The organism is Streptomyces sp. NPDC025721 (genome assembly GCF_055558595.1).
Map to the genome: position 1 here is coordinate 166,957 of NZ_JBVHMF010000013.1, position 14,402 is coordinate 181,358.

The following is a 14,402-nucleotide window of genomic DNA, read 5'->3' on the forward strand; positions in this document are numbered from 1 at the left end:
GAGCCGTCCGCAGGACGTCAGCCGTCCATTTGGTGGAAGCGGGACTCGGCGAAGGTGAAGGCGGTGTCGCGGACGCCGAAGGGGTGCTGGAAGGCGTGGTTGAGCTGGGCGGTGAGGCAGATGGCGAAGGCGATGGCGGCGCCCACGAAGCAGAGGGCCACGAGATGGCGGGCGGTGGCGGTGAGGCCGAGGACCGGGGGGAAGGCGATGAGGAAGCCGCCGGCGACCAGCATGGCGAGCCAGGTGATCCGGGGCATGCCCGCTTTGACCTCGGCGGCGCGGTCGGTGCGCGTTTCGTAGACCGTGGCCAGCGCCGTCGTGGCGGCGGACTTCGCCGTCTGGTGGCCGGGCGCGGCGGCGCCGATGGCCGCGCGCACCTGGTCGAGGGCATGCCATGCCTCGGGGCTGGTGTGCCCGTGGGCGAGTTCGGGGAACTCCACGGTCCTGACGTCGGAGGTGTACTGCCGCAGCAGCGCCCGCACCTTGACGCGGTCGGGGCTCGCGAGACCGCCCGCCGCCCAGTACGTGTCACCCAGCGCCCTGGCCTCGTCGTACGTACGGGACCGCGCGGTGCTCAGCGCGGACCAGCTGCCGGCGACCTGGAAACCGGTCAGCAGGATGAAGGAACTGAGCAGGACACCGCCGATGAGCGACAGCGCCTGACCGTTGAACTCGACGCTCGCCAGCCGCTGTTCCTGGCCGAGGAAGTGGCCCAGCAGGACGGCGAAGGCGACACCGCCGAGAACGGACAGCAGCGAGACGACGTACATGGACATACGACTCCTGGGGCTTCGGTACGGCGGTGCTCAGGTCTCAGGTGGTTCGGTGCGCGCGGGTGCGCGCCTGCTCTGGACGAGGCGACCTCTGGGCGACGTGACTTCTGGACGAGGTGACCTCTGGACGAGGCGACCTCTGGGCGACGTGACCGCTCCGGACGACCCGAGGTCAGCGGCGACGTGCGACGAAGCGCGGCAGGGCCGCGAGGGCGGCGGGCAACAGGACGGCCAGCATCGACAGCAGCCACCAGCGCGACACGCTCTCGTCGGGGCCGGGCGACGGCGGCGGCTGCGCGCCGAAGGGCGGTTCGGCGTCCGTGCCGCGCGGCTTCGCGTCGTCGTCCCCGGCCGACGACGGTGTCGGTGACAAGGGCGCGGCCGGGCGTACGCCGGACGCGGCGGCCGTACGGTGCCGGGCGGACGCGGCGTCGGCGGGCGCTGCGGACGGGGGAGGAACGGGCGCGGAGCCCGCGGGGGACGGTGTCGGGCGGCCCGCGCCATTCGTGGGCGGCTGCGTCACGGGCGGCGGTACGGCTACGGGGCCCGAGGCCGTCGGGGCCGCGGTGGGGGTGCACGTGGGGGAGGGGGAAGAGGTGGGGGTCGGGGACGACGTCGGCGTGGGTGTCGGCGAGCCCCCGCCGGACGGCGGCCTCGGGCCGCAGGGTTCACCGACCTTCACGGTGAGGCGGCCCACCGGGAGCCGTAAGGAGACATCCAGATGCAGCAGTCGGCTGATGATCCTGCCGTCGACGCACACCGCCACGGTCACCGGCTGGTGCCCGCCGCTCCCGGCTTCCTCGCCGCTGCCGGTTTCCGTCGCGGCCGACGCCCGGCCCGCCCCGGCCACGACGCCTGCCAAGACAGCGACGGCGAAGACGGCGACGGCGACCGGTGTGACGGCTCGTACCGCCACGGCCGCCGCGCGGCACGCGGAGCCCTCCACCGGCACGGTCAGCACCTCGCTTCCCCAGGAGTCGCCCGGTGGCGCGCAGTGCTGTACCGGTTTCCGCTGGTATCAGCATGAAGATATGGGGACGCGGAGGGTCATGTCATTCGAACAGCCCAATATGGCCAAAAATGGGCACGCGGCATGTGCCGCCCGGCGGCGCGGCCGTCACCAGGCCGCGCACCGCCGGAGGCAGGGGCGCCGGATCGCGAACTCGACCGGACCACGAACCCCGGTCGCGGAAGCCCCCGGTGACGGAGACCCCCGGTCACGCGGGGCCGGTCAGAGGTCGAACTCCGCCGGGTTGAGGCCCACCGCGAAGCACGCCTCGCGCACGACGGCCTGCTCGGTCTTGTCGAAGTCGCCGTCGGCGCCGCCGATGACGATGCCGATCTGGATGACGGCACGCGCCTCCGTCGGCTTCTTCTGCACCTTGGCGATCTCCTGGAGGATCGCCACCTTGCCGAGGGCGAAGTCGGCGGTGAGCTTGGTCAGGTAGTCCTCGAAACGGCGCTGGAGGTCGGGCGCCGGGAAATTCTGCAACACGTCGTTGCTCGCGATCAGCGACGCGACGCGCTGCCGCTCGGACGGGTCGACGGAGCCGTCGGCGGCGGCCACGAGCGCGCACATCGCCATGCTGGCATCGCGGAAGGCCCCGCTCTTCAGGTCGTTCTTCTTCGCGTTGAGCTGGGTCTGCATCGTCTTGGTGGAGTCTTTCAAGCGGTCCCACAGGGCCATGAGCGGGTCTCTCCTCGGGCGGGGTTCGGTACGTGGTCCGTACGCGATCTGAGAACTCTCGGGGAGCGTAAAGGAGTTCCCAAGACGGAAAGACGGCACCCGGCGAGCGCGTGTGCGGGCCGTACGCCGTCCCCCGCCCGAAGTCCCGGCTACGGGATCAGGACGACCTTGCCCATCGTCGCCCGCGACTCCAGCGCCCGGTGCGCCCCGGCGGCGTCCGCGAGCGGGAAACGTTGTACGGCGGGCCGCAGCCGGCCGTCGGCGGCGGCCGCCAACGCCTCGGTCTCCAGCGCGCGCATCCCTTCCGGGGTGCCGGTGAACTTCTGGAGGGCCGGGCCCACGACGACCCGCGAGGTGATGCCGCGCTCGGCGAGTTCGCTGTCGGCGAAACGCAGCGGTTCGCCCGAGGACCAGCCGTAGACGAGGTGCCGGCCGCCGGGCGCCAGCAGGCCGACCGCGGCGCGCGCGAGGCCGCCGCCCACGGAGTCGAGGACGACGGTCGCGCCCGCGCCCCCGAGGAAGTCCCGCACCTCCCGCGTCCATTCCGGCCGCCCGTAGTCGACGGCGAGGCCCGCGCCCAGCGAGCGGACCCGTTCGGTCTTCTCCGCGCCGCCCGCCGCGCCGACGACGGTCGCGCCGAGCTGCCGCGCGTACTGCACCACCAGCGTCCCGATGCCGCCCGCGGCGGCCAGCACCACCACGGTGTCGGCCGCCCGCAGTTCCGCCAGCCGCAGGATGCCCACCGTCGTACGGCCCGTGCCGATCATCGCGACGGCCGCGGCGGCGTCCAGGCCGTCGGGGAGCGCGTGCAGCCGGGCGGCGTCGGTGACCGCGGCCCCCGCGTACCCGCCGGGCACCATACCCAGGTGCGCGACGACGCGGCGGCCGAGCCACGCCCGATCGGTGCCGTCCCCGAGCGCGTCCACGGTGCCCGCCACCTCCCGGCCCGGAATCGTCGGCAGTTCGGGCGCGGGCATCGGGCCGCCCTCGTACTTCCCGGCCCGCAGTGTGGTGTCCACCAGGTGCACTCCGGCCGCCTCGACCGCGATCCGCACCTGTCCCGCGCCCGGCACGGGGTCCGGCACCTCCTCGTACCGCAGATTCTCCGGAGGGCCGAAGGCGTGCAGTCGTACGGCGTGCATGGCGGGTCTCCTGTCGGGGTACGGGCGCGGCGCGTGCGGACCCCAGCCAACAACCTCAAGCGGACTTGAGGTCAAGCGGCGCCCTCACTTCCGTGACCGCCTCACACCATCCGCTTCACGCCCGTCCCGCATCCGCCTCACACCCGCCTCACACCCGCGGGAAACGGCTCAGCAGATCCCAGATCACCGGATTTCCGTCCAGGCCCTCGTGCATATCCGTGAGGTCGGCCACCACATCGTGCAGGAAATCCCGCGCCTCCCGCCGTAGTTCCGCGTGGTGCAAGGACAACGGCGGCTCGTCCTCGACCCAGTCGGCCGTCACGTCCACATAGCCGAAACGCCGTACGAACCTCAGCCGGTCCGCCGACTCCGTGAAGTCGAACTCCGCATATTGCGGCCGCGCCGCTCTGCTCCCCGCCGGGTCCCGGTCCAGTTCCTCCACGATGTCGCACAACGCCCAGGCGAAGTCCAGCACCGGCACCCATCCCCAGCCTGTGGACAACTCCCGCTCGCCCTCGGCCACATACACATCCCCGCAGAACAGATCGTGCCGCAGGGTCCGCACATCCGCCGTCCGGTAATCCATCTGCGGCGGGTCGGGAAAGCGGCGCGAAAGGGCGTATCCGAGGTCGATCACCCACCGATGGTGTCACCCGCGCGTGCGGGCCCGTACACCCGGACAGGCGGACACCCGGACACCCGGACAGGCGGACAGGCGGACACGGGAGAACCTGCGCCCGGACACGCGAACGGCCCCCGGTCCCCGGAAGCGTCCGGGGCGGGGGCCGTGCGGTGGGCGGCTCTGACGGTGACCCGTGTGTTAGAGGGTCACACCGAAGTCGGTCGCGATGCCGACGAGGCCGGAGGCGTAACCCTGGCCGACGGCGCGGAACTTCCACTCGGCGCCGTTGCGGTACAGCTCGCCGAAGACCATGGCGGTCTCGGTGGCCGCGTCCTCGCTCAGGTCGTAGCGGGCGATCTCGGCGCCGCCGGCCTGGTTGACGATGCGGATGTACGCGTTGCGGACCTGGCCGAAGTTCTGGCTGCGGGCCTCGGCGTCGTAGATCGAGACGGGGAAGACGATCTTGTCGATGTCGGCGGGCAGGCCCGCGAGGTTGACGTTGATCGCCTCGTCGTCGCCGTCGCCCTCACCGGTGCGGTTGTCGCCGGTGTGGACGATGGTCTGGTCCGGGGTCTGCTTGTTGTTGAAGAAGACGAAGTGGCCGTCGGAGTAGACCTTGCCGTCCACCTTCACGGCGATGGCGCTGGCGTCGAGGTCGAAGTCGGTGCCGGTGGTCGTCCGCACGTCCCAGCCGAGGCCGACAGTCACGGCCGTCAGGCCGGGCGCCTCTTTGGTCAGTGAGACGTTGCCGCCCTTGGACAGGCTTACAGCCATGAGGAGTCCCCTTTTGTGGTCTGTCATAGGTACTCCGACGAAACTACCGTCATTCCCCAGAACGCGGTCACAGGATCGTACGGTTCAGTAATCCTGCAACTGTGCTGTTGCGCCGCCGCCGAAACTGTTGCGCCGCTGTCGAAAACCCCGTGACGCGCGGGCCCCGGACGCGGGATCATGGGACACATGTCCGGGCCACTTCTCATTCGCGGTTCGGTCTCCGTGCCGGAGGCCGAGCTTCTGTGGCGTTTCTCGCGTTCCTCGGGGCCGGGCGGTCAGCATGTGAACACCTCCGACTCGCAAGTCGAGTTGCGCTTCGACCTCGCACGTACGGAGTCGCTGCCCCCGGTGTGGAAGGAACGCGCGCTGGAACGGCTCGCGGGACGGCTGACCGGCGGCGTACTGACGGTCAAGGCGTCCGAGCACCGCTCGCAGTGGCGCAACAGGGAGACGGCGCTCACCCGCCTCGCCGCGCTGCTGGCGCAGGCCACGGCGCCGCCGCCCAAGGCGCGCCGCGCCACGAAGATCCCGCGCGGGATCAACGAGCGGCGGCTGCGCGTGAAGAAGCAGCGCAGTCAGACCAAGCGGGGCCGCAGCGGCGGCGGCTGGGACTGAGCGGACCGCCTCGGGTAACCGGGGACCCGTATACCCGGGTATACGGCGCACGGCTCGGCGCGGGCGGGAGCCCACGGCTCAGCGCAGGTAGCGGTACCGGCCGCGGAAGTACGTCAGCGGCCCGCCGTCGGCGCTCGGCGTCCTGGCCGTCAGCACCCGCCCCACCACCAGGGTGTGGTCACCGGCGGGCACCCGCTGCTGCGTCTCGCACTCGAGTATCGCGAGCGCGCCGCCGAGCACGGGAGCGCCGGAGTGTTCGCCCCGGTAGTACGAGATGTCCTCGAAGAGCAGCCGGTCGCTGATCCGGCCGCGCATCGCGAAGCGGCCCGCGATGTGCCGCTGGCTCTCGCTGAGGACCGAGGCGGCCCAGCGCGGCTGCCGCTCCAGCAGGTCGTCCATCCGCGAGCCCTCGCGGACACTCACCATCACCAGCGGCGGTTCGAGCGAGACGGAGAGGAAGGCGGTGGCGGTCATGCCGACGTCCTCGCCGCGCGGCTCGTCCTCCGAGTCGTGTGCGGTGATGAGGACGACGCCCGCCGCCAGGCGGGACATCGCGGCGCGGAAGTCGTCGAGGTCGACGGTCTCGGATAGGCCCATGGTGGTCCCAGGATGCCGTCCGGGTGAAGGTTCAAGCACATCCATCACGTTACGGGGCGGTAGGAATCGCGCGCATCGGGCTCCGGTCGGAGGTGGGCCGTGGCCGGTCCTAGGACCAGGGCTCTACGTTGTGTGTTCAACCGCTTACATGATGATGTGACTTGAGTCACAAGGGCGAGGAATTGTTGACCCTGTGTACCTGGGGCACAGCTCGCTGTGATTCAGTGGCCCGTGTAATCCGTTGATTTGAAATTATCAGGAGTTGCTGTCGAGGGCGCGGAGAGAGGCATGGACACCGAGTCGGAGCCGTATGTCCGTCTCGCGACCCTGCGTCAGCTGCACCAGGTCGTCGCGGACCTCAACACGGCGCGGAGTCTCGCGGACACCCTTCAGGCCGTCGCGGAAGGCGTGGTCAAAGGGCTGAACTACGAGCTGGCCGCCGTCAATCTGGTACGCCCCGACGGCGATCTCATCGTGGCCGCCTTCGCGGGCAGCGCCGCGGCCGAGGCCCTCATGGCCGGACGCATCGGCTCGCGCACCTCCTGGGAGCGCCGCCTCACCATGGGCGAGCGCTGGGGCACCCTGCGCTTCATCCCGCACACCGAGGGCTGGGTCCTCATCGACGACGACGTGCCCCAGTGGCACACCGAGGGCCCGCTGCCCCGCTTCGCCGACGAATGGCACCCCGGCGACCGCCTCTACGCCCCCATGTACTCCTCGCAGACCGTCGGCAGCGAGCTGATCGGCGTCATATCCGTCGACAAGCCCACCAGCGGCAGGCACCCCGGCCCCTGGGGCTGCGAAGCCCTCCAGATGTACGCGTTCCAGGCCGGCATAGCCATCAGCAACGCCCGGCTGCGCGCCAACATGCAGCGCGCCCTCGTCCGGCTCGAACGCGACCAGCAGGCACTGCGCGCCAGCGAGGAGAGCTTCCGGCAGGCCTTCGAGTACGCCCCCAGCGGCATGGCCATCGCCGAGATGGGCGGCGACCAGCACGGCAAGCTGCTGCGCGCCAACGACGCCCTGTGCCGCCTCCTGGGCCGCTCCGCCTCCACCATGCGCCGCTACTCCTTCTCCGACCTCGTCCACCCCGAGGACGTCGGCCTGCTGCTGCGCACCTCCGCCGAGGGCGGCCGGGCCGAACTGCGGCTCGCGCGGCGCGACGGCAGCTACGTCTGGGCCTCGCTGCGCAATTCGGTCGTCGCCGACACCGCCGACGGGCCGCGCTTCCTGCTCACCCACGTCGAGGACATCGAGGAGCGCAAGGGCCGCGAGCTGCAACTCGCCCACCGCGCCAGCCACGACTCGCTCACCGGCCTGCCCAACAGCGCCGAACTGCGCGCCCGGCTCTCCGCCCGGCTCTGTTCGCGGCCCCAGGACCGCGACGCCCACGACCTCTCCGACGCCCTCGGCGTCCCCGGCGACGGGCCCGACGAGTTCGCCTTCAGCTACGGCTACGGGCCCGAGGAGCTCGCCGCGCCCCTCGGCGCCCTCGGCTACGACTCGCACACCCACGTCACCGCGCCCGACGAGAGCGACCCCGAGAACGCGGGCAAGGGCCTCGCCGTCCTCTTCTGCGACCTCGACGGCTTCAAGTCCATCAACGACCGCTTCGGGCACCACACCGGTGACGCCGTCCTCATCGAGGTCGCCCGCCGCCTCACCGGCGCCGTCCGCGACGGCGACACCGTCGCCCGCCTCGGCGGCGACGAGTTCGTCGTCCTCGCCGACGGGCTGGCGCCCGCCGACGCCGCCGACCTCTCCGTCCGCCTCCGCAACGCCATCATCCCGCCCATCCGCGTCGACGGGCGCGCCGTCCGCGTCGGCGCCAGCTTCGGCATCGGCTGGGCCGGGTGCGGGATGACCGCCGAGGAAGTCCTCCACTCGGCCGACCAGCGCATGTACGTCGAGAAGCGCTCGCGCTCCCGCACGGGCCACCGCCGCGCCGGCTGACCCCTCCCCGCGCGGGTCGTGGCTCTTCGCGGCCCGGCCCCGGGCGGTTCCGTTGCGCCGGGGGAGGAACCGCGCGCTCAGCCACGGTGCTCCCGCAGGTCACCACCGGCCCCGGCGGGGCAGTCCGGTGGTCTGCGGACCACCGGCCGGTGGGGGCCGGCGGCGCGCTCTCCCCGCGCCCAGGGCGGGGCGGGCCCTCCCGCGGAGAGGCGGGGCACGGGCGGCGGGACGTAGAGGTGAGTGGGGGAACCCGGCCGGAGGGTCCACCTTGGGGAGTAGGGGAGATCGCTCCAGCGGCTGACCCCGGCACGGGTTCCGTTGCCTACGCTGGGTTATGTGCAGCGCATCTACGACTTTCTCCGCAGACACCCGACGTGGGTCGACGGCTTCTGGGCCCTCGTCCTGCTCGTGGTCTGCGCTGTGTGGGTGCTGGAAGTCCCCGACCTGAGGTTCCCCGAGCGGCTGCTGGCGGTGCCGCTGTCCGGCGCGCTGGCGGTCGTGGTGGCGCTGCGCCGCCGTGCGCCGGAGAAGATGCTGCTGCTGGCCATCGGGGTCGGCCTGACCCAGTTGGCGCTGGGCGTGCAGACCAATCCCGGCGACGCGGCGATGCTGGCGATCATCTACACGTGCGCGTCCAACGGCGAGCGCTGGTCGTCCCGGCTGGCCCTGCTGGCGGGCCTCGCGGCGGCGCCGCTGTCGATGCTGCGCTGGCCGCCGCACGACGAGTACTCGACGGTCTGGACGACGCTGCTCCAGACCTTCTTCCTGACGGTGATCTTCGCCCTGTCGTGGGTGGTAGGCGACCGCCTCCGTACCCGCCGCGCGTACTACGCGGAGCTGGAGGAGCGGGCGGCCCGGCTGCACCGGGAGCGCGAGGCGCAGTCCAAGGCGGCGGTGGCGGCCGAGCGGGCCCGTATCGCCCGCGAGCTGCACGACGTCGTGGCGCACAACGTCTCGGTGATGGTCGTCCAGGCGGACGGCGCCGCGTATGTGCTGGACGCCGCGCCCGACCAGGCCAAGCAGGCGCTGTCGACCATCTCCACCACCGGCAGACAGGCCCTCGCCGAGATGCGGCGGCTGCTCGGGCTGCTGCGCGCGGGCGACGACGCGGGCGGCGAGTACGTGCCGCAGCCCGGCGTCGACCAGCTCGCCGATCTGATCGACCAGGTGCGCGGCGCGGGCCTGCCGGTCAGATTCGAGGTCGCGGGCGACGCCAGACCGCTGTCCAGCGGCGTCGAGCTGACCGCGTACCGCATCGTGCAGGAGGCGCTGACGAACGTCCGCAAGCACGGCGGGGACGGCGCCAGCGCCAGCGTCATGCTGGGCTTCGGCGACGCGGCGCTCGACCTGCTGATCGAGGACGACGGGCGCGGCGCCCGGCACGAGCTGTACCAGCAGGGCGGCCGGGACGGCCTGGGCCAGGGCCTGATCGGCATGCGGGAGCGGATAGGCATGGTCGGCGGCACGCTGGACGCGGGTCCGCGCCCCGGCGGGGGCTTCCGGATCAGCGCGGTGCTGCCGCTGAGAACCGGCTAGCCGGACGACCACCACGGCCGGGACCGGCGAGGACCGGCGGCCGTGACCACGGAGAACAACCGAGAGGCAGGACACATGGCGATCCGCGTCATGCTCGTCGACGACCAGGTGCTGCTGCGCACCGGGTTCCGGATGGTGCTCGCCGCCCAGCCGGACATGGAGGTCGTGGCCGAGGCGGGCGACGGCGCTGAAGCGCTGGAGGTGCTGCGGCACACGCGGGTCGACGTCGTGCTGATGGACGTCCGCATGCCGCGGATGGACGGGGTCGAGGCGACCCGGCACATCTGCGGGGGCGACCGCGGTGAGGCGGTCCGCCGGGAGGGCGAGGGCCCGCGGGTCCTCATCCTGACCACCTTCGACCTGGACGAGTACGCCTTCGCCGCGCTCAAGGCGGGCGCCAGCGGCTTCATGCTCAAGGACGTGCCGCCGGACGAACTGCTCGGCGCGATCCGGGCCGTGCACAGCGGTGACGCCGTGGTGGCGCCCAGCACCACCCGGCGGCTGCTCGACCGCTTCACCCCGATGCTGCCGTCCGCGGCGGCCGAGGAGCACAAGGAGGTCGACAAGCTGACCGAGCGCGAGCGCGAGGTGCTGCTGCTGGTCGCCCAGGGCCTGTCCAACGGCGAGATCGCCCGCAAGCTGGTCCTGTCGGAGGCCACGGTCAAGACGCACGTCGGCCGCATCCTCACCAAACTGGGCCTGCGCGACCGCGTCCAGGCCGTCGTCCTGGCCTACGAGACGGGCCTGGTGCGGGCCGGCGGCTGAGGCGGCCGGACCCCTGAAGCGGTTACCGGCGGTTCGCGGATACGGGTTCACGCCGGGCCGATCAGGGAAGGTCCGTACCGACCGGTAGGGATCACAGCACGGGGGAGTACGACATGCGCGCCATCGTTTTCGAGCAGTACGGAGGTCCCGAGGTACTGCGCCTCGCGGACGTGCCGCGGCCCTCGCCGGGCCCCGGCGAGGTCACCGTCGACGTCGCCTGGGCGGGCGTCAACTTCGCCGACGTCAAGGCCAGGGCCGAGGGCTACCGGGTGGAGGCGCTGCCCTTCCGGCCGGGCCTCGAGGTCTCGGGGCTGATCCGCCAGGTCGGCCCGGACGTCACCGACTTCACGCCCGGCCAGGAGGTCGCCGCCTTCCTCGACGGCGGCGGCTACGCCGAGACCGCCCTCGCGCCCGCCGCCACCGTCTTCGCCCTGCCCGCGGGACTCGACCTGCGCACCGGCGCCACCCTCCCCAGCGTGCTGCCCACCGCGTACGCGCTGCTGCACGAGGTCGGGCGGCTGCGCGAGGGCGACACCGTGCTCGTCCAGGGCGCGGCGGGCGGCGTCGGCACGGTCGCGGGACAGCTCGCCCGGCTGGGCGGCGCGGCGGCCGTCTACGGCGTCGTCTCCAGCCTCGACAAGGCCGACCACGCGCTCAAGTCCGGTTACGACGAGGTCTTCACGGCCGCGACCTTCGACACCGACGTCCGGGCGGCGACCGGCGGGCGGGGCGTCGACATCGCCCTCGACCCGGTCGGCGGCGAGACCTTCCGCCGCACCCTCGGCACGCTCGGCCGCTTCGGCCGCCTCGTCTCCTTCGGCAACGCCGGTTCGGAGGAGCCCTGGCGGATCGGGCCCGCCGACACGTATCCGCTGGGGCTGTCCGTCTCGGGCTTCTCCGTCCTCGGCATGGCCGCGCAGGAGCCGCAGCGGTTGCGGCGGATCGCCGACGCCGCCTTCCGTACCGTCACCGACGGCGATGTGGAGCTGCCGGTGAGCGCCGAATTCCCGCTGGAGCGGGCGGCGGAGGCGCACCGGCTGCTGGAGTCGCGCAGGAGCACGGGGAAGCTGCTGCTGCGGGTGGGCGGCTGAGCGGACGGCCTCGGTCCTACGGCCGGGGGAGGCGGCGCGCGAAGGCCGCCGCCGCCTCCCTGACGTCCTGCTCGGTCCATTCGAGCGCCGGGGCCGCGACCGTCACCTCCGTCATGGACAGGCCGGGCACGCCCGGCTCCGCGAAGACGGCGCGGCCGAAGAGGGAGATCCTGGTCTCCTCGGCCTGACGCAGTGACGCCTCACCCAGGACGTCGGCCGGATACGGCAGCCAGAGCTGGAACTGGTGGGTCTGCGGCTCTTCCGGGTGCACCCGCAGCCACGGCACGCCGCCCTCCGTCAGGCCCTCGCGCAGGGCCCGCGCGACCGGCTTGGCGTGCGCCACGAACGACGGGAGCCGCGGCAGTACGGTGTCGAGACCGGCCAGCGCCGCCAGCGCTGCGGGGAACTGCTGGAACAGCATGCCGCCGTACCGGTGCCGCCACGCCTTCGCCTCCGCGACGACGTCCGCGGAGGCGGCCAGGGCCGCGCCCGAGATGCCGTCCAGCGACTTGTAGAAGCTCACGTACACGCTGTCCGCGAGGGCCGCGATCTCCGGCAGCGGGCGGCCGAAGTGGGGTGTGCACTCCCACAGGCGGGCGCCGTCGAAGTGCACGACCGCGTCCCGGTCGCGGGCGGCGGCCACCGTCGCCGTCAGCTCGTCCCACGACGGCAGCACGAAACCGGCGTCCCGCAGCGGCAGTTCGAGCATCAGGGTGCCGAACGGCTCCTCGAAGTCGCGGATCTCTTCCGCGGTCGGCAGGCGGGGTTCCGTCGTCGGGTGGACGGTGCGCAGGCCGCTCACCGCGTGCAGCGCGCCGCGTTCGTGCACCTCCGGGTGGGCCATCGGGTGCAGCGCCACCGTCGCGTTGCCCGTGCGGCCCGCCCATGCCCGCAGGGCCACTTGCTGGGCCATCGTGCCCGTCGGGAAGAAGGCCGCGTCCTGCGTGCCGAGGGTTTCCGCCACGCGGCGCTCCAGGGCGGCCACGACGCCGTCGCCGTAGATGTCCACCGGTTCCGTCACGTCGTACGCCGTCGCCGCCTCTTCGGCGAGCCGCGCCAGCCGTTCCCCAAGGGTCGCCTTGGGGCCGGACATCAGGACCCTTCCGTCGCACTTCGCGACTGCCGCCGCGACCTTCTCCCGCATCTCGCCGTCATCGCCCATCCCCCGATACTCCCTTCCAGGGCGGTCCCCCGCCACGCCTTATCGCCCCCCGCGCGGGTGCCCGCCCTCCCTCCTTTCCCCGCCCACCCGCCCACCCGTGCGGGTGCTTTCTCGTCTGCGGGTGCCGCCTGTGCCTGGGTCGGTGCCGGTCCGGGGCACCTCCTCGGGCGACGAACGTGCCCGCACTTCGATGACGTCCAGCCCCTTTCCGTTCGTCCCCCTGCGGGGGCACCCCGGCCCGTCCCCTCCCGGTACGTCGGCGTCCGCCTGTCCGGTGGGGGTGGCGGAGGGGGGTCCTTCCGGCGAACCGCCCTGCGCCGGTGCGCCCTTCCGACAGACCTTTCGCCCCCCGGCTGGACGTCGGGTGACGCGGGACGGTTCGCCGAAGGGACCCCCCTCCCTCCGCCACCACAGCGGACCGTCGGACGCCGACGAGCGAGGAGGGGACGGGCCGGGGTGCCCCCGCAGAAATGCGGTGACAAGAAGGGTGCCGGATACGCGGGGCCAGGTAGCCGCATTTCGAGGAGGTGCCCCGGCCCGGCACCGACCAGGCACAGGCGGCACCCGCAGACGACAAAGCACCCGCACGGGTGGGCGGGCGGGAAAGAAACAAGACAAAGAGACGCAGCGGTGTGCTGAAGCTCTCGCAGGGGGCACCCCGCACGGGCTGACCGCCCCGGAGGGGATTCGCGTAGGATTGACGAGAAGGCGTCCGGTACCCCGGTGAGGACTGGAACGGAAGGCTCGGAGCGCGCGTGGACGAGATGGGCAAGGCGGAGGGGCGGCCGGCGCGACTGGCCGTCGGGGTCGTGGGAGCCGGCCGAGTGGGCCCCGCACTGGCGGCGGCGCTGCGCATGGCGGGGCACCGCCCCGTGGCGGCGTCCGGCGTGTCCGAGGCGTCCAAGCGCCGCGCCGCGGCGCTGCTCCCCGGTGTCCCCCTGGTGGAACCGGCCGCGGTGTTCGAACGCGCCGACCTCGTACTGCTGACCGTCCCCGACGACGCCCTGCCCGACCTGGTCAAGGGCCTCGCGGAGACCGGCGCGGTGCGGCCCGGCCAGCTGCTGGTGCACACCTCGGGCCGGTACGGCACGTCCGTGCTCGACCCGGCGCTGCGCGCGGGCGCGCTGCCGCTCGCGCTGCACCCGGTGATGACCTTCTCCGGCACCCCGGTGGACGTGCAGCGCCTGGCGGGCTGCTCCTTCGGCGTGACCGCCCCCGGCGAGCTGCGGCTGGCCGCCGAGGCCCTCGTCATCGAGATGGGCGGCGAGCCCGAGTGGATCGAGGAGGCCGCCCGCCCGCTCTACCACGCGGCACTGGCCATCGGCGCGAACCACCTCGTCACCCTCGTGGCCCAGTCGATGGACCTGCTCAAGGCGTCGGGCGTCGCCGAGCCCGGCCGCATGCTCGGCCCGCTGCTGGGCGCCGCGCTCGACAACGCCCTGCGCTCCGGCGACGCCGCCCTGACCGGGCCGGTCGCCCGCGGCGACGCCGGCACCGTCACCGCGCACCTGGACGAACTGCGCGCGCACGCCCCCGAGACGGTGGCCTCGTACGTGGGAATGGCCCGCGCCACCGCGGACCGCGCTCTGGCCAACGGAATGCTGAAACCGGAGTTCGCGGAGGCGCTGCTCGGCGCCCTCGCCAATGGAGGGACCCCGTGACCGAGCTGGTGCACACCGCGGCGG

14 protein-coding genes are annotated in these 14,402 nt (G+C 72.8%); 6 read left to right on the forward strand and 8 right to left on the reverse strand.

Annotated elements, in window-relative coordinates; genetic code table 11:
• Positions 1 to 17: 17 nt before the first annotated feature.
• The 6 genes from ACZ4EF_RS20195 to ACZ4EF_RS20220 form a co-directional block, all read right to left on the reverse strand.
• The gene (locus ACZ4EF_RS20195; RefSeq protein ID WP_391049653.1) at positions 18 to 776 is read right to left on the reverse strand and encodes a bestrophin-like domain; all 759 of its coding nucleotides are present in this window, start codon (positions 774 to 776) and stop codon (positions 18 to 20) included.
• Between the two features lie 169 nt (positions 777 to 945).
• Positions 946 to 1,734, reverse strand: coding sequence for a hypothetical protein (locus tag ACZ4EF_RS20200; protein ID WP_467505763.1), 789 nt, complete (start codon positions 1,732 to 1,734; stop codon positions 946 to 948).
• 270 nt (positions 1,735 to 2,004) lie between these two features.
• Positions 2,005 to 2,460, reverse strand: a complete 456-nt coding sequence (locus tag ACZ4EF_RS20205; protein WP_355342211.1) for a tellurite resistance TerB family protein — start codon at positions 2,458 to 2,460, stop codon at positions 2,005 to 2,007.
• 149 nt (positions 2,461 to 2,609) lie between these two features.
• Positions 2,610 to 3,602: a zinc-binding dehydrogenase gene (locus tag ACZ4EF_RS20210; protein WP_467505765.1), complete on the reverse strand. Its 993-nt coding sequence runs from the start codon at positions 3,600 to 3,602 to the stop codon at positions 2,610 to 2,612.
• 148 nt (positions 3,603 to 3,750) lie between these two features.
• Entirely contained in the window at positions 3,751 to 4,239 is a 489-nt protein-coding gene (locus ACZ4EF_RS20215) for a hypothetical protein (RefSeq protein WP_391049648.1), read from the reverse strand.
• A gap of 183 nt (positions 4,240 to 4,422) precedes the next feature.
• Positions 4,423 to 4,998: a TerD family protein gene (locus ACZ4EF_RS20220; protein WP_355342220.1), complete on the reverse strand. Its 576-nt coding sequence runs from the start codon at positions 4,996 to 4,998 to the stop codon at positions 4,423 to 4,425.
• 177 nt (positions 4,999 to 5,175) lie between these two features.
• Here ACZ4EF_RS20220 and arfB point away from each other — a divergent pair, with 177 nt between their 5' ends.
• Positions 5,176 to 5,613 carry an alternative ribosome rescue aminoacyl-tRNA hydrolase ArfB gene (gene arfB / locus ACZ4EF_RS20225; protein WP_355342223.1) on the forward strand — a complete coding sequence of 146 codons (438 nt, stop codon included), beginning with the start codon at positions 5,176 to 5,178 and terminating at the stop codon, positions 5,611 to 5,613.
• Positions 5,614 to 5,691: 78 nt separating this feature from the next.
• Here arfB and ACZ4EF_RS20230 read toward each other — a convergent pair whose 3' ends face one another.
• Positions 5,692 to 6,210 (reverse strand): flavin reductase family protein, encoded by a 519-nt coding sequence (locus tag ACZ4EF_RS20230; RefSeq protein WP_355342226.1) that lies wholly within the window; start codon positions 6,208 to 6,210, stop codon positions 5,692 to 5,694.
• A gap of 288 nt (positions 6,211 to 6,498) precedes the next feature.
• Here ACZ4EF_RS20230 and cdgB point away from each other — a divergent pair, with 288 nt between their 5' ends.
• The 4 genes from cdgB (at position 6,499) to ACZ4EF_RS20250 (ending at position 11,555) form a co-directional block, all read left to right on the forward strand.
• A complete protein-coding gene (gene cdgB, locus ACZ4EF_RS20235) occupies positions 6,499 to 8,163 on the forward strand; it encodes a diguanylate cyclase CdgB (protein WP_401724372.1) in 1,665 nt (554 codons plus the stop codon).
• 336 nt (positions 8,164 to 8,499) lie between these two features.
• Positions 8,500 to 9,699 (forward strand): sensor histidine kinase, encoded by a 1,200-nt coding sequence (locus ACZ4EF_RS20240; protein WP_391049646.1) that lies wholly within the window; start codon positions 8,500 to 8,502, stop codon positions 9,697 to 9,699.
• A 75-nt stretch (positions 9,700 to 9,774) separates the two neighbouring features.
• Positions 9,775 to 10,464 (forward strand): response regulator transcription factor, encoded by a 690-nt coding sequence (locus ACZ4EF_RS20245; protein WP_355342358.1) that lies wholly within the window; start codon positions 9,775 to 9,777, stop codon positions 10,462 to 10,464.
• A gap of 113 nt (positions 10,465 to 10,577) precedes the next feature.
• Entirely contained in the window at positions 10,578 to 11,555 is a 978-nt protein-coding gene (locus tag ACZ4EF_RS20250; protein WP_467505768.1) for a quinone oxidoreductase family protein, read from the forward strand.
• 16 nt (positions 11,556 to 11,571) lie between these two features.
• Here ACZ4EF_RS20250 and ACZ4EF_RS20255 read toward each other — a convergent pair whose 3' ends face one another.
• Positions 11,572 to 12,717 carry a threonine aldolase family protein gene (locus ACZ4EF_RS20255; protein ID WP_401856655.1) on the reverse strand — a complete coding sequence of 382 codons (1,146 nt, stop codon included), beginning with the start codon at positions 12,715 to 12,717 and terminating at the stop codon, positions 11,572 to 11,574.
• Between the two features lie 764 nt (positions 12,718 to 13,481).
• Between ACZ4EF_RS20255 and ACZ4EF_RS20260 the strand changes: the two genes are divergently transcribed.
• The gene (locus tag ACZ4EF_RS20260) at positions 13,482 to 14,378 is read left to right on the forward strand and encodes a Rossmann-like and DUF2520 domain-containing protein (protein ID WP_355342364.1); all 897 of its coding nucleotides are present in this window, start codon (positions 13,482 to 13,484) and stop codon (positions 14,376 to 14,378) included.
• Positions 14,379 to 14,402 lie beyond the last annotated feature (24 nt).

Bases quoted from the DNA above. Each gene is read 5' to 3' on its own strand.
- ACZ4EF_RS20195 (WP_391049653.1), bottom strand. From the start codon at position 776: ATGTCCATGTACGTCGTCTCGCTGCTGTCCGTTCTCGGCGGTGTCGCC.
- ACZ4EF_RS20250 (WP_467505768.1), top strand. From the start codon at position 10,578: ATGCGCGCCATCGTTTTCGAGCAGTACGGAGGTCCCGAGGTACTGCGC.
- ACZ4EF_RS20255 (WP_401856655.1), bottom strand. From the start codon at position 12,717: ATGGGCGATGACGGCGAGATGCGGGAGAAGGTCGCGGCGGCAGTCGCG.
- ACZ4EF_RS20260 (WP_355342364.1), top strand. From the start codon at position 13,482: ATGGGCAAGGCGGAGGGGCGGCCGGCGCGACTGGCCGTCGGGGTCGTG.
- ACZ4EF_RS20210 (WP_467505765.1), bottom strand. From the start codon at position 3,602: ATGCACGCCGTACGACTGCACGCCTTCGGCCCTCCGGAGAATCTGCGG.
- ACZ4EF_RS20245 (WP_355342358.1), top strand. From the start codon at position 9,775: ATGGCGATCCGCGTCATGCTCGTCGACGACCAGGTGCTGCTGCGCACC.
- ACZ4EF_RS20220 (WP_355342220.1), bottom strand. From the start codon at position 4,998: ATGGCTGTAAGCCTGTCCAAGGGCGGCAACGTCTCACTGACCAAAGAG.
- ACZ4EF_RS20230 (WP_355342226.1), bottom strand. From the start codon at position 6,210: ATGGGCCTATCCGAGACCGTCGACCTCGACGACTTCCGCGCCGCGATG.
- arfB (WP_355342223.1), top strand. From the start codon at position 5,176: ATGGGACACATGTCCGGGCCACTTCTCATTCGCGGTTCGGTCTCCGTG.
- ACZ4EF_RS20205 (WP_355342211.1), bottom strand. From the start codon at position 2,460: ATGGCCCTGTGGGACCGCTTGAAAGACTCCACCAAGACGATGCAGACC.
- cdgB (WP_401724372.1), top strand. From the start codon at position 6,499: ATGGACACCGAGTCGGAGCCGTATGTCCGTCTCGCGACCCTGCGTCAG.